Source organism: Vibrio sp. ED004 (assembly GCF_023206395.1).
In the GTDB taxonomy this organism is placed as follows: Bacteria; Pseudomonadota; Gammaproteobacteria; order Enterobacterales; family Vibrionaceae; genus Vibrio.
The window spans coordinates 186,866-208,164 of the sequence record NZ_CP066149.1 but is presented as its reverse complement, the minus strand read 5'-3'; the positions used below and the strand labels follow the sequence as shown (position 1 = coordinate 208,164).

17 protein-coding genes and 3 pseudogenes are annotated in these 21,299 nt (G+C 44.8%); 11 read left to right on the top strand and 9 right to left on the bottom strand.

The features are described from left to right. Positions 1-33: 33 nt before the first annotated feature. From hutG to hutC, 3 genes are all read right to left on the bottom strand, one after another. Positions 34-1,062 (bottom strand): formimidoylglutamase, encoded by a 1,029-nt coding sequence (gene hutG, locus ITG10_RS00840; protein ID WP_017630808.1) that lies wholly within the window; start codon positions 1,060-1,062, stop codon positions 34-36. Beyond that, entirely contained in the window at positions 1,049-2,299 is a 1,251-nt protein-coding gene (gene hutI / locus ITG10_RS00835; RefSeq protein WP_017630809.1) for an imidazolonepropionase, read from the bottom strand. The genes hutG and hutI overlap by 14 nt, the downstream gene beginning before the upstream one ends. A gap of 113 nt (positions 2,300-2,412) precedes the next feature. Beyond that, complete coding sequence (hutC, locus tag ITG10_RS00830) at positions 2,413-3,126, bottom strand: histidine utilization repressor (protein WP_017630810.1); 714 nt, start codon at positions 3,124-3,126, stop codon at positions 2,413-2,415. 181 nt (positions 3,127-3,307) lie between these two features. Between hutC and ITG10_RS00825 the strand changes: the two genes are divergently transcribed. Continuing rightward, on the top strand, positions 3,308-4,051 hold the full coding sequence (locus tag ITG10_RS00825) for a sporulation protein (RefSeq protein ID WP_017630811.1): 744 nt from the start codon (positions 3,308-3,310) through the stop codon (positions 4,049-4,051). A 110-nt stretch (positions 4,052-4,161) separates the two neighbouring features. On the opposite strand, the gene ITG10_RS00820 is transcribed toward ITG10_RS00825, so the two are convergent. Continuing rightward, a complete protein-coding gene (locus ITG10_RS00820) occupies positions 4,162-5,145 on the bottom strand; it encodes a DUF3187 family protein (protein WP_026084239.1) in 984 nt (327 codons plus the stop codon). A 363-nt stretch (positions 5,146-5,508) separates the two neighbouring features. Between ITG10_RS00820 and thrS the strand changes: the two genes are divergently transcribed. The 8 genes and pseudogenes from thrS to ITG10_RS00780 all read left to right on the top strand — a co-directional run. Further along, positions 5,509-7,437, top strand: a complete 1,929-nt coding sequence (gene thrS, locus ITG10_RS00815; RefSeq protein WP_017630813.1) for a threonine--tRNA ligase — start codon at positions 5,509-5,511, stop codon at positions 7,435-7,437. 2 nt (positions 7,438-7,439) lie between these two features. Beyond that, complete coding sequence (gene infC / locus ITG10_RS00810; protein WP_080566530.1) at positions 7,440-7,991, top strand: translation initiation factor IF-3; 552 nt, start codon at positions 7,440-7,442, stop codon at positions 7,989-7,991. Positions 7,992-8,095: 104 nt separating this feature from the next. Next, positions 8,096-8,290 carry a 50S ribosomal protein L35 gene (rpmI, locus tag ITG10_RS00805; RefSeq protein ID WP_004738430.1) on the top strand — a complete coding sequence of 65 codons (195 nt, stop codon included), beginning with the start codon at positions 8,096-8,098 and terminating at the stop codon, positions 8,288-8,290. 42 nt (positions 8,291-8,332) lie between these two features. Next, a complete protein-coding gene (gene rplT, locus ITG10_RS00800) occupies positions 8,333-8,686 on the top strand; it encodes a 50S ribosomal protein L20 (RefSeq protein WP_004733517.1) in 354 nt (117 codons plus the stop codon). Positions 8,687-8,904: 218 nt separating this feature from the next. Beyond that, positions 8,905-9,222: a N(4)-acetylcytidine aminohydrolase gene (gene yqfB, locus ITG10_RS00795; protein WP_017630814.1), complete on the top strand. Its 318-nt coding sequence runs from the start codon at positions 8,905-8,907 to the stop codon at positions 9,220-9,222. Positions 9,223-9,257: 35 nt separating this feature from the next. Continuing rightward, the gene (locus tag ITG10_RS00790) at positions 9,258-9,434 is read left to right on the top strand and encodes a hypothetical protein (protein WP_248386842.1); all 177 of its coding nucleotides are present in this window, start codon (positions 9,258-9,260) and stop codon (positions 9,432-9,434) included. Positions 9,435-9,470: 36 nt separating this feature from the next. Beyond that, positions 9,471-10,659, top strand: a pseudogene (locus tag ITG10_RS00785) (ISL3 family transposase). Between the two features lie 3 nt (positions 10,660-10,662). Continuing rightward, a pseudogene (locus ITG10_RS00780) lies at positions 10,663-10,998 on the top strand (hypothetical protein); the annotation flags it as partial. Positions 10,999-11,096: 98 nt separating this feature from the next. On the opposite strand, the gene ITG10_RS00775 reads toward ITG10_RS00780, so the two are convergent. The 5 genes and pseudogenes from ITG10_RS00775 to ITG10_RS00755 form a co-directional block, all read right to left on the bottom strand. Beyond that, positions 11,097-12,335, bottom strand: a complete 1,239-nt coding sequence (locus ITG10_RS00775) for a leucine-rich repeat-containing protein kinase family protein (RefSeq protein ID WP_017632988.1) — start codon at positions 12,333-12,335, stop codon at positions 11,097-11,099. Between the two features lie 114 nt (positions 12,336-12,449). Next, positions 12,450-13,980 (bottom strand): annotated as a pseudogene (locus ITG10_RS00770) (ATP-binding cassette domain-containing protein). Positions 13,981-14,457: 477 nt separating this feature from the next. Further along, complete coding sequence (locus tag ITG10_RS00765) at positions 14,458-15,036, bottom strand: TetR/AcrR family transcriptional regulator (RefSeq protein ID WP_017632989.1); 579 nt, start codon at positions 15,034-15,036, stop codon at positions 14,458-14,460. Continuing rightward, positions 15,033-16,469: a coniferyl aldehyde dehydrogenase gene (locus ITG10_RS00760; RefSeq protein ID WP_017632990.1), complete on the bottom strand. Its 1,437-nt coding sequence runs from the start codon at positions 16,467-16,469 to the stop codon at positions 15,033-15,035. The genes ITG10_RS00765 and ITG10_RS00760 overlap by 4 nt, the downstream gene beginning before the upstream one ends. Before the next feature lie 233 nt (positions 16,470-16,702). Beyond that, the gene (locus tag ITG10_RS00755; protein WP_017632991.1) at positions 16,703-17,407 is read right to left on the bottom strand and encodes a methyltransferase domain-containing protein; all 705 of its coding nucleotides are present in this window, start codon (positions 17,405-17,407) and stop codon (positions 16,703-16,705) included. Positions 17,408-17,831: 424 nt separating this feature from the next. Between ITG10_RS00755 and speA the strand changes: the two genes are divergently transcribed. Both speA and speB read left to right on the top strand, forming a co-directional pair. Further along, positions 17,832-19,739 carry an arginine decarboxylase gene (gene speA / locus ITG10_RS00750; protein WP_128644332.1) on the top strand — a complete coding sequence of 636 codons (1,908 nt, stop codon included), beginning with the start codon at positions 17,832-17,834 and terminating at the stop codon, positions 19,737-19,739. Continuing rightward, entirely contained in the window at positions 19,739-20,668 is a 930-nt protein-coding gene (gene speB / locus ITG10_RS00745) for an agmatinase (protein WP_017629742.1), read from the top strand. Before speA ends, speB begins: the two co-directional genes overlap by 1 nt. Positions 20,669-21,299 lie beyond the last annotated feature (631 nt).

Genomic DNA, 21,299 nt, shown 5'->3' with positions numbered 1-21,299 from the left:
GTAGTTGTAGTTGTAGTTATCGGTATAGCTGGATTAGTCGCTGGCCATTGCAGAGGCTATATCCCAACACAAACGCGCCGCTAATCGAGCCGTTTGGCCGTCGACGTCGTAGTCTGGGTTGTATTCCGCAATGTCCGCGATAATGAGTTTTTCACTGTGTTTGAAAATCTGTTCTAGAAAAGGTGCGAGCGCTTCATAGCTAACGCCTCTTGCTGCTGGCGCACTGACACCCGGTGCCGTCGCTGCAGGGAAGACATCGAGATCAATTGTGAGATAGAGGTAATCACACTCAGCGATGAATTTTTGTAACTTAACCAGTTGAGCGACTTGGTTTACTTGGGTCATGTTACGGTCGTGTTCATACCAAACGCCCAGTTGGTCGGCTTTGTTAAATAGTGCTTTGGTATTGCTGGCTGCACTCACGCCAAGACACGCGTAATGAAATGGCCACTGATGTGTGTAACAGTATTCGCTAATCTGATTAAATGGTGTACCGGAGCTTGGCTTGACGTCAGCGATGTCGCTTTCGAACTCACGAAGATCAAAATGAGCATCAAAGTTAACGATGCCTATCTTAGGTTTGTGCTCTGGTTGAGTTCTGTGAAGATGCTCAGTGAGGCCTTGGAAAGAGGCCCAAGCCACTTCGTGACCACCGCCAAGGGTAATCACTTTGTTGGTTGATAGCGCATTGGTAATCACATCAGCGCACTGCTTTTGGCTGACTTCTAATTGATCATCTTTACATTCGATATCGCCAAGATCAGCAATGCGTGTATCCCTGTGCCAAGCCATATTGGCCAACGCTTGACGAATCAAATTAGGTGCTTTTTTCGCGCCAACACGTCCTTTATTTCGTGCAACGCCCGCATCACTGGCAAAGCCAACCAAGGCGATAGCATTCTTCATCAGCTGGTCATCCCAATCGCCATTTTGGACTTGGCTGGTGATGTGATGAACGCGGGTGCCAAGTTCGCCATGTTCAAGGTCATTGCGCCCCGTCCATACAAAGTTGTGGGTGGTGACTGCCGTTGCGTTAGTGCTGTTGGGTTTAGATTGCGTCATGACATACCTCGCCATTAACAATGCGTTTATGCAGGTGAGGTACGCCTACCTGATAGCTTAGATCTGCTGGGTGTTCGATATTCCAAATCGCCAAGTCAGCAGCGTAACCCACTTCAATTTTGCCTCTATTTTGCGATTCACCAATGGCAGCTGCAGCATGGCAAGTTACACCGCGCAGCGCTTCTTCAGGCGTCGTACCAAATAACATGCAGCTCATGTTCATCATCAGCGTTAAGTCCGCAAAAGGTGAAGTTCCGGGGTTTAAATCCGTCGCGATTGCCATTGGGATATTGTGTTCACGAAGTAAGGTAATTGGTGGCTGTTGAGTCTCTTTCAAGAAATAGAAAGCGCCGGGCAGTAATGTTGCAACTGTGCCTGATTTCGCCAGTGCTTTTACTCCGGTTTCATCTAGGTACTCAACATGATCAACAGAGAGAGCACCGTATTTAGCTGCTAGCGCGCTGCCGCCCATATTAGAAAACTGTTCTGTATGGCCTTTTATCGCTAGTCCATGTTGTTTAGCAGCCGCAAACACACGCTCGGTTTGTTCTAGATTGAAGCCGATCGATTCACAAAATACGTCGACCGCGTCAGCTAAGCCTTGTTCAGCTGCTTTAGGGATGATTTCTTGGCAAACCAGATCGATATAGCTGTCCGGCTGCTCTTTGTATTCGGGTGGTACAGCATGTGCTGCGAGTAGTGTGGTGGTGATCTTAATACGACGGTAGTTTTCTAAGGCTTTGGCAGCGCGTAACATCTTGAGTTCGTCATCAAGCGTTAAGCCATAGCCAGACTTTACTTCAACGCTGGTGACGCCACTTCTTAATAGGCCATCAAGTCTTGGCAAAGCCATTTCAACTAACTCGGCTTCTTGTGCTGCTCGAGTCGCCGTTACCGTTGCTAAAATACCACCGCCTTGTTTCGCGATGTCGGTGTAAGACACGCCATTTAAACGCTGTTCAAATTCATTGGCGCGATTACCTGCAAATACAAGGTGAGTGTGGCAATCAATCAGCCCTGGGGTGACTAGCTTGTTTTTGCAGTCGTAGGTGGCGTAATCCAAAGTACCATCAACACTTGATTGTTCTAATTCAGAAATAAGTGCGTTTTGGTTTGAACAAGAGATGGACACGATTTTACCGTTTTCGATAACGATATCTTGCAGGGAAGAAGGTTGGTAACCATCGGCCCCCGAGCTCATCGAGACCACTCGTGCATTTTTGAGGATCAAATTCATAATCACCTAGATCTTTGCTAAACAATAAATGTATATACAAATAAATAGGCTAAATACTGACCCGAATCAAGTTGATGTTGCAAAAATGTGATCGGCGATCAGGATGATATTCTTTAATCTAGAACTATCTTAGAGCTTAATTTGTACTTAGAGCCAGGGTGGTAGAGTAATGCAAAGCTGATAAGGCGTTCTTTACTCCATGTTCTTCTATTGAGAAGAAGGCAAGGCTCTGATTCAGATAGCTTTAGTGATGTTCTGATTTTCGAGTCTGGAATAATGGCTTCAACCGTGTGCTCGATAGCACTTAACGGGCAGCTTTTTGAAAGGTATTCATTAGGGGTGGAAGTTGAAAAATCTTGCTCTAGGTATTTTGGAGCGGCTTGAGAATTCACCCAGCGCGCTTCCAATTGTATCGGCGTGTTGTCGGCAAAGTGGATGATTTCACTATAGAATACTTCTGCGTTAATCATCACACCTAACCGTGTAGCCGAGCTTTCATCTGCCTTGATGCTATCGTGCTTGATCACTTGGCTTGTGTAGGTTTGGCCACGGTCTTTGATCTCTTGGGCGATGTTGTTGATATCAAGTAGGGGAGATTGCGCTTTTTCCTCTGGCTCACACACAAAAGTACCCAGTCTTGGCTTCCTGATGAGCTTGCCTTCAGACACAAGATCTCGAATTGCTTTATTCACCGTCATTCGACTCACATTGAACTGCTCCGTGAGTTCGAGTTCGGTGGTAATTTGATAACCCACCGGCCAGTGACCATTGCTAATTTTGTCGTCTATGAACTGTTTTATTTGAAGGTAGAGCGGCGCTTTCGACATAATGAAACCTTATTTGACTATACAAATAGAGTAACGGATTTTTTCACGATTTCAACATTTCCTCAGAGGATGTGAGCTTGTTCAACATTGATAGCGCAAATAGCTTGATTCTGTGGGGCAAGTGTCGCAAATTGTCACGCAATAACTATTCGTAAATCAGATAATTAGAAAGGGAAATAATATGTTTAAGAAATTAAAGGCCTCGTTGGGCATTGGTGCGGCAAAGGTCGATACCGTCTTAGATAATATTGACGTTTTCCAAGGTGGCGAGTTGTCTGGCAATGTTCACATCATGGGTGGCGACGTTGAGCAACAAATCGACCTGATCAACTTAGTTCTCAACACAGAAGTGAAAGTCGAAACTGAAGACAGCACCAGTTATGAAACCTTTTCACTTGGTCGTATTCAAGCTGTAGAGCCTTTCGTTATCCAACCGGGCGAAACCAAACTGGTTCCATTCCGTCTAAAGCTGAATGATGAAACGCCAGTCACTGCATTGAACGCACAAATGAACCAGTGCCATGTGTGGGTAGAAACGAACCTAGATATCGGCTTCGCGATTGACCCTAAAGACCGCGACTTTATCTCCGTTCATCCACTGCCAACAGTTGCTAAAATCATCCAAGGTGTTGAAGCATCGGGCATGGCAATGGTGAAAGCTGATGTAGAGAAGGGCTTCTTGAAAGGCAACAACTTTGCTTCACGTTCGGGTTGTTACCAAGAGATTGAATTCCGTAGCGGCGGCTTTATGAATAACAAAGAGATCGAGCTGTCATTCATCGTTGAAGGCTCTATGGTTCACTGCCTAGCTGAAATCGACCGCTCAATGAGCTTCCGTGGTGACCATTACATTTCATTCAGCTTAGCTGCTAACGCGGTTGACTCAGACATCCTCAACGCCGTCTCAAGAATCATGAGTGCGTAATTGCCTCTCTGTTAGTAGTCACTCTGTCTATTAATAGAGACAATATGATTTCTGAAGCCGAACCTATCCGTTCGGCTTTTTTGATTCCATTACTTCAAATTAAATTAGATCTACCACTGATGCCGATAAGCCAATTGAAAGGCCACATCGGTGGAGTTGTCCATATTGAAGATGTTCTCGATAATGGATATCTCGACTGCCGAGCGTTGCATCACGTAGCGATAACCAAACATCATCTCATTCGCTGATTCTGAAAACTCGGTTTCGCCATCTTCTGCACCTTCATACCAACGATATTCTAGATGCAATTCATGATTTTCAAACAACGTGAGTTGATAGCCGCCCATCCATGACCATGTCGTTTTCTTATGTGAAAAACCATTCTCTACCTCTCGATTGGACTGATTCGCTAACCCTAAGCTTGTATAGAAGGTATTGATATCGAGTTGGTAGGCATAGTTGAACTGAGCGCTTTGTTCGGTACTGCTTCCTTCGAATGCACCATGGCTGACATTGTTATGATAGAGGGAGACACCAAAGGATAATCCGTGGTTTTCAAGATCTATGATTTGGTATTGAGTGTAGAGGGTGAAAGCGCTGGTCAGCGTGTCGCCGGAGAAGTCTCGAACATTGATGTCGTGGTCAGGAGCGTAAATATCAAACTGATGTCGCTCTTTACGATCGCGTCCTGCTTGGTCGATGTCGAATAGGTCATGAAAGTTGATGGTGATTTTGTCGAGGTGATTGTTTGCAGCGTAAAGGTAACGGTAATTGAATTCTACTTGCCACGCTTGAGTTAATTGCCATCGTAAACCCGTTTGAAGTTGATTCTGATAATAGTCTAAATGGTAGTCGTGGGAATTGGCCCAGATACTCGCGGCGGTGAAAGCAGCAAACACTTCAACCTTATTCTCTTCGAGTGGAAAGCCAGAGCGAAGTGTCGGAGTGAGACGAACGGACTGCAACGGTGCTTGGGTATAACTGATTAAGGGTCCGTAATCTTTATTGGCCCATGTCGCTGGAGTGTAAATAGTAGCAGTTATGATTAACGATAAAGAGGGTATGAACGATATAAAAGTAGCCTGTTTCTCCATATGCACCTCATCCGTATTCCGTCACTTATCTATAGCTTAGTTCGAAATGGCTAAATCGAAACTGTTATGTTGGATTAGAGTGCTTCAAGAGTGGGTTTGTAGGAGAGGGAAGGCGTTGGTTAGCATGACAAATTCTTACCCATTGAAAGTTATAGTGGAGTCGGGAGGGATCCTCTGTCATTGTCATTTTATATTATTTCGTTACAATGCTCGGATACCTACAAATGGGGCATCTGTATTTGCTTCTATGTGGGTATATTTATTATGCATATATCTCCGGTCAACATACTCGTTGACTGACAAACATATATTAAACATTTTCATGTGTTGCTTGGTGTGCAACACCACTGTAAAGGACAAATAATGCCAATTATTACTCTTCCTGACGGTAGTCAGCGTCAATTTGACAACCCTGTATCAACTCTAGATGTTGCCCTATCAATCGGTCCTGGTCTTGCGAAAGCAACCATTGCAGGTCGTGTAGACGGCGAGCGTGTTGATGCTTGTGATCTTATCGAAAACGATGCAAGCCTAGAAATCATCACTGCTAAAGACGAAGTTGATGGCCTTGAGATCGTTCGTCACTCTTGTGCTCACCTTTTAGGCCACGCGGTTAAGCAGCTTTTTCCAGAAGCGAAAATGGCGATCGGTCCTACCATCGATAACGGTTTCTACTACGATATCGACCTTGAGCACTCTCTAACGCAAGAAGATCTAGAAAAGATTGAAAAGCGCATGAAAGAGCTAGCGAAGACCAAGTACCAGGTTGTTAAGAAGAAAGTTAGCTGGCAGGAAGCGCGCGACGCATTCGAAGCTCGCGGCGAAACTTACAAGATTGAAATCTTGGACGAGAACGTTTCTAAAGACGATCGTCCAGGCCTGTACCACCACGAAGAATACATCGATATGTGTCGTGGTCCACACGTGCCTAACATGAGCTTCTGCCAGCACTTCACTCTACTTAACGTAGCGGGTGCTTACTGGCGTGGTAACAGTGACAACAAGATGCTTCAACGTATCTACGGTACTGCATTCCACGACAAGAAGGCACTTAAAGCTCACCTTGTGCGCCTAGAAGAAGCGGCTAAACGTGACCACCGTAAAATCGGTAAAGCGCTTGACCTATTCCACATGCAGCAAGAAGCACCAGGCATGGTGTTCTGGCATCACAACGGTTGGACTATCTTCCGTGAGCTAGAAGTATTTATTCGTCAGAAACTGACTGAGTACGAATACCAAGAAGTTAAAGGCCCATTAATGATGGACCGTGTTCTTTGGGAACGCTCTGGTCACTGGGATAAGTACGCAGAAGCGATGTTCACTACTTCTTCAGAGAACCGTGAATACGCTATCAAGCCAATGAACTGTCCTGGTCACGTTCAAATCTTCAACCAAGGTTTGAAATCTTACCGTGATCTACCGCTACGTATGGCTGAGTTTGGCTCATGTCACCGTAACGAGCCGTCTGGCGCACTTCACGGCATCATGCGTGTTCGTGGCTTCACTCAAGATGATGCTCACGTATTCTGTACTGAAGACCAAGTTCAACAAGAAGTTAAAGCTTGTATTGATATGGTTTACGATACTTACACAACTTTCGGTTTCGAAAACATTGTTGTTAAGCTATCTACTCGTCCAGAACAGCGTGTAGGTTCAGACGAAATGTGGGACCGTGCAGAGGCTGACCTTAAGCAAGCGCTAGAAGCATTAGAGATTGCATACGAGATTCAAGAAGGCGAGGGTGCGTTCTACGGACCTAAGATTGAATTTACTTTGCATGATTGTTTGGACCGCGCATGGCAATGTGGTACAGTGCAGCTCGATTTTGCATTACCAGAACGTTTAGGTGCTACTTACGTAGGTGAAGATAACGAGCGTCACATGCCAGTTATGATCCACCGCGCGATTTTAGGTTCACTAGAACGCTTCATCGGTATTCTTATTGAAGAATACGCTGGTTTCTTCCCAACGTGGTTGGCGCCAGAACAAGCAGTTGTAATGGGCATTACAGACAAACAGTCTGAATATGTACAAGAAATTACGAAAAAACTGCAAAAAAGTGGATTTAGAGTCAAAGCAGACTTGAGAAATGAGAAGATTGGCTTTAAAATCCGCGAACATACTTTGAAACGTGTACCGTTCATGCTTGTGTGTGGTGACCAAGAAATGGAAGCCGGCGAAATTGCAGTACGTACACGTAAAGGTAAAGACCTTGGCAAGTTTAAAGTGGATGATTTTATTTCATACATCCAAGCTGAGGTTTCAAGCCGTAAGCTCAATCTGGAGGAATAGCTATTAAAGGCGGAAGACGTGGCCAACAACCGGCCAAACAAAACCAGCACCGTTTAAACGGTGACATTCGTGGCGTTCGTGAAGTGCGTCTAACTGGCGCTGACGGCGAAGCTGTTGGTGTGGTTTCAATCGCTGAAGCGATGGAAGCTGCAAATGAAGCTGGTATGGATCTTGTAGAGATCAGCCCTAACGCCGAGCCGCCAGTTTGTCGTGTGATGGACTACGGTAAGTTCCTCTTCGAGAAGAGCAAAGCTGCGAAAGAGCAGAAGAAGAAGCAAAAACAGGTTCAGATTAAGGAAGTTAAATTCCGTCCTGGAACTGATATTGGAGACTATCAGGTAAAACTACGCAACCTGACTGGTTTCCTAGAAGACGGCAACAAAGTGAAGGTAACAATTCGCTTCCGTGGCCGCGAAATGGCTCACCAAGACATCGGTGTTGACGTTCTTAATCGTTTGAAAGCGGATACTGAAGAATTTGCAGTAGTCGAATCTTTCCCAACGAGAATTGAAGGTCGCCAGATGATCATGGTATTGGCCCCTAAAAAGAAGTAATTAACGGCTTTGCAAGTAATTGAACCCTGCAGCCTCAGGTTGCGGGGTTTTATTCGCCCTAATTACTATGTTATTAACAACTCAACAATGCGGAGTTATTCATCATGCCTAAGATGAAAACCAACAAAGGTGCTGCTAAGCGTTTCCAGAAAACTGCTGGTGGTATTAAGTTTAAGCACGCTGGTAAACGTCACATCCTGACTAAGCGTACTACTAAGAACAAGCGTCAGCTACGTCCGAACTCGATCCTTCCTAAATGTGAAGTTGCTCAAGTTCTACGTATGATGCCATACGCTTAATTCTTTTTAGTTTATAAATTCGTTTAGTTTAGGAGAAGCATAATGCCTCGCGTAAAACGTGGTGTACAAGCTCGTGCACGTCATAAGAAAGTTCTAAAACAAGCTAAAGGTTACTACGGAGCACGTTCACGTGTTTACCGCGTAGCTTTCCAAGCAGTTACCAAAGCTGGTCAATACGCTTACCGTGACCGTCGCAACAAGAAACGTCAATTCCGTCAACTTTGGATTGCACGTATCAACGCGGCATCTCGTCAAAATGGTCTATCTTACAGCCGTTTCATCAACGGTCTTAAGAAAGCATCTATCGAGATCGATCGTAAGATTCTTGCTGACATCGCAGTATTCGACAAAGCAGCATTTGCTGTTCTAGTTGAAAAAGCGAAAGCATCTCTATAATTTAGAGATTAGCTTAAAGGTTTAAGAAAAGGAGAACTTCGGTTCTCCTTTTTTATTGCTTGCAATTTGGTTGTTCCGTATTCTCTCGCATCTCGCATCTCGCATCTCGCATCTCGCATCTCGCATCTCGCATCTCGCATCTAATTTTTATTCGCTTGAACAAGCATTCTGGTATATAAACATCTACCTAACCTTTAAATGTTAAGCGACAGAGATAAATGACCGCACCTACCACTATGACGTTCTTCGAACGTTTTGAAACCGATATCCTTTCAGGCAAAAAGACGATCACCATTCGCGATGAATCAGAGCGCGATTACCAGCCAGGTAGCGTTGTGGAAGTATCAACGCTAGAGCAAGGACGTGTGTTCTGTAACCTTAAGATCATCAGCGTTGAGCCAATCTTGTTTGATGAACTGGGCGAGTTCCATGCTCAGCAAGAGAACATGACGTTAGAAGTTCTGAAGGGCGTAATTCAAGACATCTACCCTGGAATCTCAGAGCTTTATGTCGTCTCTTATGAGTTGGTAGCTTAAGCCTGATTGGATTAACTAGCTAGTGATGGTGATTAATGAGTGATAACCAACAGACACTGCTTCAACTTTACTACCGCGAACAGCAAGAGCAAAAGTTACTGGATAAACATGACTTAGACAGTGACCTGAGCGAGAGCACCGACTATTTAAAGGTTCATCGCGGATTAGCGGGAACTAAAAACAAAAAAACGGTAGTAAGTGATATGGTTTAGTCGCCAAACAAAAATCATACACAAACTACCGTTTTCATGCCGAATCATACTTTCCTATCTTCATTCTGGGAAGGCTTTAAAATAGTAAAGTCTCACCAGACAGCATCACTTGTTACACTAACTCTTAAACCTAATTCTGAGGCTAAATGCCTTTGCGGTCTTGAAGCTGAGGCTATCCATGAGTATCAATGGCGTCATGTGAAAGAGGCCATGTTGTTCAATGTTCCTGTTGAGCTTTCCGTTCAAACTCGAAGGATCAAGTGTCGTGACTGCGGCATAAAAACAGAGTTTCTATCTTGGTTAGAGCCTTATGCTCGTATAACGACGCGTCTAAAAGCTATATAGAACAACTACTGCCTCTTCTTCCCATTAAGCATATCTCCCAGTTAACGAGCGTTCATTGGCACACCATTAAAGAGATAGATAAACGTCGACTTCGCCAAGTGGTACCGTCAGTGAAATGGGAAGGGCTAAGGCAACTCGTCATGGACGAGCTGCCATCTTTAAAGGGCACCGATATGCCACAGTCATCGCTGATGCTAAGACTCACCAAGTCATTTGGATAGGGTTAGGTCGTAGCCGCAGGACATACGACCGTTTTCGAGCAGTTAGGCAAGCATGGTAACAATATCGAAGCGGTCGCAATGGACATGAATACGGCTTTTGACCTTGAAGTTCAAGCGCACTGCCCGAATGCAAAATCGTTTACGACTTATTCCATGTTGTTGCTAAGTTCGGTCGTGAGGTGATGGATAGAGTCAGAGTCGACCAAGCTAACAAACTCAAGCAGGATAAAAAAGCGAGGCAATGGGTGAAGCGCTCACGCTGGGTACTGCTGAAAAACAGAGGTAATTTAAATGCACGACAAGATAGCTATCTTACTGAAATATTGAATATCAATAAGGACTTGATGGCCACTTATATACTCGGCTCACAACTCAAAGAGCTTTGGTACTGTAAATCAGAAGCACATGCTAAGGGGCTCTGGGAGGTATGGTGGGCACAAGTGCAAGAGAGTGGAATTAAGCCATTGAAAGAGTTTGCACGAAAACTGAGGCCTTATCTTCACGGTATTATTGCATCGGCAACTTATCCGCTCAACACCTGCACATTGGAAGGGATAAACAACAAAATAAAGTTAATCAAGCGAATGGGGTATGGATATCGAGATACAGACTACTTCTTCTTGAAGATAAAAGCGGCTTTCCCCGGAAAGCCGCGATGAACCTATTTAAAGTGGTGCGAGAGTAAAAGAAACTTTGTTGCAGAGGATGTCTTAGGGCGTACTTGGGTAAAAAGTTGCCCTGCTGGGTACATTACTGAGGTTCACTTTCATTCGGATGGTAGCCTAACGGAATACCGCTTGTTTGATCGGTTTGAAACTCAAGGTCATTGGCTGCTGAAAGGCGGGTTGCTGCAAGTTGAAATCAGCAAAGGTGACAATCGTTACCAGTTTGATGCGGTTGCGTGTAAGGGTTTGAATATCCACTCAGCGGTGGAATATAAAAACCAAGAGCTTCACTCTTACCTTAAGCTTGTTCAGGTGGAAGTCAGTAAAGTCTAATTTGATTCATCAAGCTCCAAAAGCAAAAAAGCTAACGTCAAACGTTAGCTTTTTTCATTTCTGTCGAACCTTGATTGAATACTTAGGCTTGGTAGCGCTTATGCGTGATAGTTTTCAAGTTTCTTGTACTGTTCTGAATCTCTATCTTCAGTAGAGCAAACCGTTAGTAGGTCTTCAATAAAATACTTGAGAGCGCGAGCTTCGATGCGTCGAATGCCTTGTTGCTGCTCCTCTGTTAGGTAACCGTAGATAGTCGCTGCGCCAAAATCACCAAAGATCATTTGGCCTTGCTCATTGACTAGGGTGTTGTGCGCATACAAGTCACCGTGACAAACCTTGTTGTCATGAAGGTGATTAAATACATCAATCATTTGAGTCACGATGTTGTCGATTTGCGCGATTGGAAGTTCGAAACCTTCTGGGAAAGTATCACGTGTGCAAGTCTCGAGTGTCGGTGGCAAGCCTAGGTTGTAATAGCTGCTTGGGATAAGCTCCATAACCAAAGCTAAGTAGTCTTGCTCGTCCACTTGGGCGATAGACTTCACTAGGTTGCTATGGTGACCAGCTTGAAGACACGCTTCCAGTTCGTCATGTGGGTAACCGTCGCTTGTCACTTCGCCTTTGAAGACTTTAACTGCTACTTCCTGAGGGAAATCAAAATCGCTATTTAGCCAGCTTGCATGAGAGATCACGCCTGAAGCACCTTGACCAAGCACTTGATTCAATGAGTAACATTGAGAACTCACAGCTGGCACGCTATCTAAGCTGCTAGGGTGTTTGCAAAATGGATTACCCGCAAAGGCTAACCAAGCAAGCTTTGGTAGCTTAATAAGAAACTCTGGGAATTCAGTCAGTTGGTTTGCAGACAATCGAACCAGTCCGAGGTTGGATAGCTTTTCCATACTCTCAGGTAGAGTACGAAGTTGGTTGCCTGCGAGTGCCAGTTTTTGCAGTCGTGGTCTTTCACCCAGTGAGTTAGGCAGAACTTCGATGGCATTGTCGGTCAGGATCAACCAGCGCAATTGAGCGGGTAGGGACTCTTCACTCACGGTTTTGATTTGGTTGGTCTTAAAGCCAACCATTTCAAGCTTAGGAAGCGAACCAAGAACATCAGGAAGGTGCGTAAATAGGTTATTCGACGCAAAGATAATACGTAGATTAGTTAGCTGTGTTAACTCTTGTGGAAGCTCCGATAACTGATTCCCTGAAAGATCCAGAATCTCTAGTGAATCGGCGAGCTCTAAGATCTCTAGCGGAAATTCGGTGAGACCTTCTGACAGTTTTAAGCGCTTAACACCTTTTAGTTGCCCTGATTTTAATTGTTCTAGAGTATGCAAACCTTAGCCTTATGAGTCGATGTTCGAGGTGCGTAGTGTACTTGTCTCAATCGAGAAAGGCGAGCACCGGAACGATGCTCACCTAACTAAGTTCGTTGAACGAATCGACGAGGTTTAAAGCTGTATATGATTTTGGCTTACGCCTACCTCCTCAACAAAATCCGCATCATGACTGACTAGGATGAACGCGCCTCGGTATTCACGTAAAGCTGACGCCAATATTTGCTTTGAGTCGATGTCTAGGTGATTGTCTGGTTCATCGAGCAGCAGTAATGCGAATCCTGCTTATGGCTGACGATCAACATCGCCAGTTTCATTTTTTCTCCACCGCTTAGGTGAGCTATTTTGCGGTAGACGGAGTCTCGCCTAAATCCAATACCAGCTAACAAGGTTCGTGCGTCACTTTCTGTCATGCCGCAGCTATGTGTCACCAGGCTATCGAACATGGTGTCGTTGGTGTCTAACAGTCCAAAGTGTTGATCCAAGTATACTGTGGTTCCTAAGCGTTTAATGGAGCCTGTATAGTTCGAGTGTTGCCCATGAATGGCTTTTAACAGCGTCGACTTTCCACAACCGTTTGCACCAGTTAGATAACACCGTTCACCTTGCGACATAGAGAAGTTGATGGGAGCGCCAGAACCCAAACTCAGATGGCAATCTTCAACGGTTAACAGCGAGTTCTTTTTACTGTTATTACCCTGTTGGAGATATAACGCTTGTGGTTTTAGTTGCTCCTTTAAGTTCTTTTGACTAGTGGCAGATGCTCCTTGAGTTCGTCCTGCTTTATCTTTCATCGCATCCAATAATATCTTGGGTTGGCTGCCTGAGTTTCTGAGTCGATTACCTTGAGACTCACGTTGCTGTGCTTTTCCTTATTAGTCTGAGCTTGGCGATCCAGTCGTTTCTTTTCGGATTGGTGATGCGCAATCTGCTTGTCCAATGCTTGACTTTGGCTCGACATTTGTTTGAAGTAATCATCGTAGTTTCCTTTGTAGAAACGTAACCCCAAACTGTTGAGATGGTAGATTCCTTCCATGTGCCTCAACAGACTTCGATCGTGACTGACGACAAGCACTTTGCCTTCAAACAACTGGCACTGCTCTAATAACCAGTTACGTCCGTCGCTATCCAAATGGTTGGAAGGTTCATCGAGAATTAAAATGTCGTGATTCGAGTTAAATAAGCGATGAAGTTGCAAGAGGGCAAGTTGGCCACCACTTAATGTGTTGCACGGTGTAGTTAACTCACTGGTTATTTTCAATGTAGCTAAAAGTTGCTGAGTGCTTTCTTGCAAATCCCAATCATCACCAACGATATTGAAATATTGAAGTTCGCAGCTACCTTGCTCGATGGCTTGCAAGGCATTGAGCTTTTCAGTGATACCTAAAAAGTCAGCAATGTTGATTTCGCTATCTAAAAGCTTTGAAGGTAATTGCGAGTAAAAGCCGATCGAACCTTGTCTAGACACACTGCCTGATGTCGGTTGCGTTTGCCCGGTGAGTAACGAAAGTAGCAGTGACTTTTCAGCCCCATTTCTTCCAACTAAGCCAGTCAGTCGCGAGTTCAAATTAAAGGTTATGTCTTTAAATAACCACTCACCAGTATTGAGCTGAAATGACAGATTATTAGCTAATATAGTAGGCATAAGAATACCTCCCTTTACGTGTAAACGAGTAAAAGGGGTGAGGCGCTTTTCTATCTAGACTCCAATGTAGGACTCTAACAATAGATCGCCAAAGACGTTACTTAGGTAGATGACCAATCAAAGATAGAAAACCTGTGATGAGATGATTTCTGTCTTTGAGGTACAGTTCTGCATGATTCATGTTGTCAGAAGACGGATCTTTAAGAACTTGATTTGTCGCGAAAATAGATGACGAAGTAACGCCCACTAACCCCGAGTGTCCAAATGATTTTTATAAAAATAAATCGGATGTCAGGATGTTAGTACTTCATTATGGCGTTATTCTCTTTTGAAATGATGGTGGAATGGTACTGAATACGGGCTTAGAAAGTCAACAGGGTGAGGTGATTAAAATGTACCCAAATAATAAAAGCGCCTATATAACCATGAGGCGCTTTAGAGTGTTCTTTGAAAGAATAGCTTCGAAGAATGTGGAAGTTACGTGTTTTGTCCGCCGACAGCTCGCCAACACATATCAAAGCTATCATTGATGTACTTGTCTGATTGCTCTTGCGATAACTCGTCTTGCTCGATTAGCCAGTTGGCACAAATCAAAAAATGGCTGTGGATGAAGTGTCTAACAAGATTAATGTCTAACACCATTAACTCTCTAGCTTCTTGTCCTTTCAGTACGATGTCATCGAGTGATGCGAACATCTGCGACACAATGACTTCACGAGTTTGAGTCGTTGGGTCAAAATGAACATTGGTGAAGAACTTCATGGCGACTGGGTTTTCCAATGCCCACTCAATTCCAGTCATCCACATGAATTTAAAGGCTTGATAGCGATTTTGTTCAGCGATTTCTGTGTGCTGAGCCAGAGTAGAAAATAGCTCTACTTTCAATTCACGAAACAGCTCATCAATCAGTAGAGATTTGTTCTCAAAGTGATGAAACAGCGTCGCTTTTGCTACGCATGCGGTCTTCGCTATTTGCCCTGTAGATGTGCCCTCTAACCCTTGTTGGGAAAAGAGTAGGAGTGCAGCATCTAGGATTTTTTGCCTTTTTGTAATCATCGATTCAGTACTTTGAACATCATTTTCTTGATTGGGTTGTTGTATGGAGGGTGCATCAACTTAGTGAAATTGATCTTGCCTCGAGTCAACACGGTTTTTGCATGGCTAAAGGTCTTGAAGCCTTCAATGCCGTGGTAGTGTCCCATGCCTGAAGGGCCAATACCACCAAACGGTGCGTCTTCCGCTGCCACATGCACCAAAGAGTCATTGATACAAACGCCGCCTGAGTGAGTTTCCGATAGGAATCTGTCTTGGGTTTTCTTGTTGTGACTCATTAGGTACAGCGCAAGTGGACTCTCTCTTGTGGTGATGTAACTTATCGCTTCTTCAATTGAATCATAAGGAACGATAGGAAGCACAGGGCCAAACAACTCTTCTTGCATTGCCACCATGTCATCATTCACTTCGGTGAGAAGGTGCGGTGTCATTCTGTGGTTCACGTCGTCTTGTGCCTGCTCGGTAACGGTATGTATCACAGCACCTTTTGACTTCGCATCTTCAACTACGCTTTGCAAGCGATTGTACTGACGCATGTTAACCACTGAGGTTAAGTCTTTGCTCTCAATTCCCGCTTTATACAGTTTCTTGAAGTAGCGCTTGTAAGCGGTGATAAATGCATCGACTTTCTCTCGTGGCAGCAAGATGTAATCAGGTGCAACACAGATTTGACCTGCGTTTAAGCTCTTGGCAAACAGGATGCGCTCAACCGCGTCTGCGACATCGAAATCTGGGGCAATAATGGTTGGAGATTTCCCGCCTAGCTCAAGTGTCACAGGTGTTAGGTTAGCAGCGGCAGCTTTCATCACGTGCTTACCAACAGCGGTTGAGCCTGTGAACAGGATATGGTCAAACGCTAGCTGGCTGAATTTAGCGGACACATCGGCTTCACCTTCGATGATCGCCACTTGATCTTCACTGAAGCCTTCGGCCAACATTGCTTTTAAAACACGGTTGGTCGCAGGAGTAAACTCAGACATCTTGAGCATTGCGGTATTACCTGCCGCCAACGCTGTGATGAGAGGCCCTAAAGCGAGCATTACTGGGAAGTTCCAAGGAACGATGATGCCCACTACACCTACCGGTTGATAATGCACAGTAATCTTGGCTGGTGTGAGCATCAGGCCGGCTTTACGACGTGAAGGCTTCAACCACTTCTTAAGGTTTTTATCACTGTAATTGATTTGGTGTAGGGAAGGGGTGATGTCAGCAATTAAGCTGTCGTGTTTTGCTCGATGGCCATAATCTTCAGATACCGCTTCAATTAACTGCTCTTGATAGCGCATTAATAGGGTTTTCAATACTGAGAGATCATTTCGTCTCTGCTCAAGTGTTGGATTAACGTTGTTACGGTAGTGATCTTGTTGTCGGTTGAATATTTGATCCATGTCGTTGGTGCTCGACGTGTTTGGTTCAAGGTCTAGATTATGGCTCATAGTATCCCCTAAATTCGAAAGCTGACCGATTGGTTGGTCAGTTAAAATTACAAGAAGATCGAATCGAATTCAAGGTATGTGCGAGAAAAGTTTATTTTTTGTGCAATGAACTGGCAATTTAGTTAAGTGGACCCAACAACGGAAAAGCGGGTATTAAGGAAGAAATGACAGGTTTACGAGAAGTGATCGTGTGCCTTTGGGGTAGTTAAAGGCACACGCGATTTGGTTACGGGTTAGGCTGAGACTTTCTCGCAACGCATAAAGATGAAGTTAACGTTTTTCGATAGGCGCTTGTACGTTTCTTCAGAGATGGCTTTGGCTTTCTCGTCGATTGTGCCTTCAGTGATTTGTGAAATCAGCAAGCCAGATTGGCTGACAGCTTGGCAAAGCTCGGTTAATGAACGGCGGTAGAAGCTCACCTGAACGGGTGTGCCGACCGTGTTCCACTCTTCTTGAATGAATTCGCGCTCAAAGTAGTTACCTGAAAGGGTGCACTCAAAATCCGCAAAAGGGTGATGAGTGGAAAACACGATGTAGCCGCCCGGTTTCAAAACGCGATAAACGTCATCAAAGACAGGCTTTAGATCTTCAATGTAATGCAGCACCAATGGGCACACGATGACATCAGCGCTGTTATCAGCTTCCTTGGGTAAACCAAGAGCAGCATCTTGCGCGTATGCGGACACATTGGGGATTTGTTTTCCGTTCACTAGGTCAACCATATCTTGAGATAGGTCGGTACATGTGACTTTGTTGGCACCTTGGTCAATAAACCATTGTGCGTAAATACCTGAGCCGCAACCAAGGTCGACAATATCGAGCCCTTTAACATCGTCTAGTAAGGCTATGGTTGATGGGCGTTCTAATAGGGCATTATAAATATTATCGCGAGCAGCAGAGTCGTATTGCTTTGCGTAGGTGGTGTACATTTCGGACATGATTTAACACTCATCAATAGGTATGGAAGAACAGGATACTGACTATCTTGGTGATAGCGAGAGTTGTGATAGGGAAGAGCCGATATTTGTCGCAACCCTGACTTAATATCACCAAATTAGCTAAGAATTTTAGGCGTCATTGCTATTTTATTCACCTAAATTTTTGTTAGAAAGTGCTTTATTTTTAATGCACTTCAGTCTGTTTTTTTCCCTAAAACCTTGTAATTCCTTAGTTGTCACTTTAAGTCGATCTGTCGATAAAAAAACGTAATCGTAACCACAAATATCAATGGTTGGACTCGCTCTTCATAATATCGGTTAATGCAGCCAACAAATCGTATTCGAACGTTTTTTGTTGGGTTATACCTCGCTATTCCAAAGAGGTATCTTCTGTCGATGGCCCTATAGTGTGAGGTCTCTAGAATTGGAAAATTCGGTTAATTTGGAACGCATCCGTGCTGAGTATAACGTAAAGCACTGGAGCCAAGGTTTTTATGGCATTGATGACAACGGTGAGGTGTATGTATCGCCGAGCGAAACGGATCATCAAGTCCCACTAAGTAAGATCGTAAAACAGTTAGAGCAAAGAAATATTGGTTTACCTGCTCTTGTGCGTTTTCCTCAAATCGTGCATCAGCGTGTGCACAATATCTGTAACGCATTTAACCAAGCGATCGAAGAATATCAGTACGACAACCGTTACCTACTTGTTTATCCGATTAAAGTTAACCAGCAAAAAGAAGTGGTTGATGAGATCTTAGCGAGCCAAGCTCAACTAGAGCAAAAGCAGCTAGGCCTAGAGGCGGGCAGCAAGCCTGAGCTATTAGCGGTGTTGGCGTTGGCTCAAAAAGCGAGCTCTGTGATCGTGTGTAACGGTTACAAAGACAGAGAATACATCCGCCTTGCACTGATTGGCGAGAAGCTAGGGCACAAGGTTTTTATCGTCCTAGAGAAACTGTCTGAGCTTGATCTTGTTCTTTCTGAAGCGAAAGCTTTGGGTGTGAAACCTCGTTTAGGTTTACGTATCCGTCTTGCTTCTCAAGGTGCAGGTAAATGGCAAGCAAGTGGTGGTGAGAAGTCGAAGTTTGGCTTGTCTGCATCACAAGTGCTTACCGTTATCGAACGTTTGAAAGCTGAAGACCAGTTGGATGTTCTAGAGCTAGTACATTTCCACCTAGGTTCGCAAATGGCGAACATTCGTGATGTGCGAAATGGTGTGAGTGAAGCAGCTCGTTTCTACTGTGAACTGCGCGATATCGGTGCTCAACTGAAGTTCTTAGATGTTGGTGGTGGTTTAGCTGTCGATTACGACGGTACACGCAGCCAGTCTTCAAACTCGATGAACTACGGCTTGCTTGAGTACGCTCGTAACATCGTGATGACAGTAGGGGATATTTGTAAACTCTACAATCAGCCACAACCTGTGATCATTTCGGAGTCTGGCCGCTCACTGACAGCGCACCATGCTGTTTTGATCACCAACGTTATTGGTACTGAAAGCTACTCACCGGAAGACATGGTTGCGCCAGAGGCAGACGCACCACTGTTGCTTAACAACATGTGGAAGAACTTCTTAGAACTCGATGCTGGTAACGATGACCGTGCGTTGATTGAGATCTACAACGACACGCAGAGTGATATTGCAGAAGCACACAACCAATTTGCGACCGGTATGTTGAACCTTCAGCACCGTGCTTGGGCTGAGCAAATGTCTTTGCGTATTAACTACGAGCTAAGCACTCGCATGAGTACTAAGAACCGTTACCACCGTCCTATTTTGGATGAGCTGAGTGAGCGTTTAGCGGACAAGTTCTTCGTGAACTTTTCTTTGTTCCAATCGTTGCCAGATGCTTGGGGTATTGATCAGGTGTTCCCTGTATTGCCCCTGAGCGGTTTAGACAATGCGGATGAGCGTCGTGCTGTTGTATTGGACATCACTTGTGACTCCGACGGTACGATTGACCAGTATGTTGACGGTCAAGGCATTGAAACCACGTTGCCAGTGCCGGCATGGAACCCAGATGAACCATATCTAATGGGCTTCTTCCTAGTAGGCGCATACCAAGAGATTTTGGGTGACATGCATAACCTATTTGGTGACACGCACAGTGTTGTGGTGAATGTTGATGAGAGCGGCGAAGCAAACATCGACTACATCAACGAAGGCGACACGGTTGAAGACATGATGCGTTATGTTCATATCGATATGGACCTAATTCGTCAGAACTACAAAGAATTGGTAACGGCTAAAGTACCATCGCAAGAGCAGCAAAGTGTACTTGAAGAGTTAGAGCAAGGCTTGATGGGTTACACCTATCTTGAGGATTTTTAATGAACGATCTATTTACGAAACCAGATTACTCGCTGTACTCAAATGCGATGACGTTTATGCGTCGCCCATTAGTTCAGAATCCAATCGACAACGACGCTGATGTGGTTGTGTTGGGTGCGCCACTAGATATGGCGACATCTGGTCGTCCGGGTGCTCGCATGGGCCCTGATGCGATTCGTCGCGCTTCTGTGAACCTGGCGTGGGAAGGCAAAAAATTCCCGTGGGATTTCAATGTATTTGAACATACCTCGGTAATTGATGCTGGCGATCTTGTATTCGATTGTGGTGACGCAGAAGACCTAACTCAGCGTTTGGAAGCAGCAGCTGACGCGATTCTAAATAGTGGTAAAACTCTGTTAGGTTTAGGTGGCGATCACTTCATTACACTGCCGTTACTACGAGCGTATGGTAAGAAGTACGGTGAGATGGCGTTGATTCACTTCGACGCACATACTGACACCTACAACCAAGGCAGCCGTTACGACCACGGCACAATGTTCTATCATGCACCAAACGAAGGTCTTATCTCGCCAGAACATTCGGTGCAGATCGGCATTCGTACTGAGTACAAACAAGAAGGTCATGGCTTCAACGTCATTAATGCGATGCAAGCCAATGACATGAGTGTGGACGAGATCATTGCTCAAGTGAAAGATATTGTTGGTGATAAGCCAGTGTATCTGACGTTTGATATCGATTGTCTGGATCCTGCTTTTGCTCCGGGTACTGGCACGCCAGTGTGTGGTGGTTTGAATTCAGATAAAGTTCTGAAAATCATCCGTGGTTTACAGGGTATCAACATGGTTGGTATGGACGTTGTAGAAGTTTCTCCAGCGTACGACCAAAGTGAGATTACCGCATTGGTTGGCGCGACGATTGCGCTTGAATTACTTTATGTTTGGACGGCGAATCGCCTAGCTAAATCATAATCTTTTACAGCTAACAGCATAACGCTGCATACTGATTCAAAAGCCCACCAGGTTTAACTTGGTGGGCTTTTTTGTTTGCCCAGCGAAGCTGGCAAACCCGTTAGGTTGAAAGAAACCTGAATCACCCCGACTGAGGGGAAGATAATCCGAATCGCAAGGGCGTTGCTGGCTAACGGCAGGGTCTGAAGGAAGCGATAGGAAGTTAACAGTACACAACGCAAGTAAACCTGCTTCGGCAGTATAGGTGGGTAAGCGTCCGAAATAGCGCGAAGCCCTATACTCAGTCAGACCTATGCTGTGCTTGAGGGTGGCATTGTTAACAGGGAGCCAGTGCAGTAACTGGGGAAGCCTGACACCACATCCAAAAGTCTGGAAGCACAAACTCGAAGCGAAAGCTAAGAGCTGTGTTGGTGCGAGGTGGCAGATGAATCCGTAGTAGTGAGTAAGGCTAAGCCCGAGAAGCCCAGTAATGGTGTGGAGGAGAAAACTTAGCTGACCATCAGCATCAAGTCTGATGGAGCACTGAAATGCCAAAAGCACTCAGTGCTGCGAAGGGAGGAAGTACACTTTAAGTCTGTGATGAACAGATGTTTTTTTTCAGTGATACCCAAACCGAATCGCTATCGGGGTA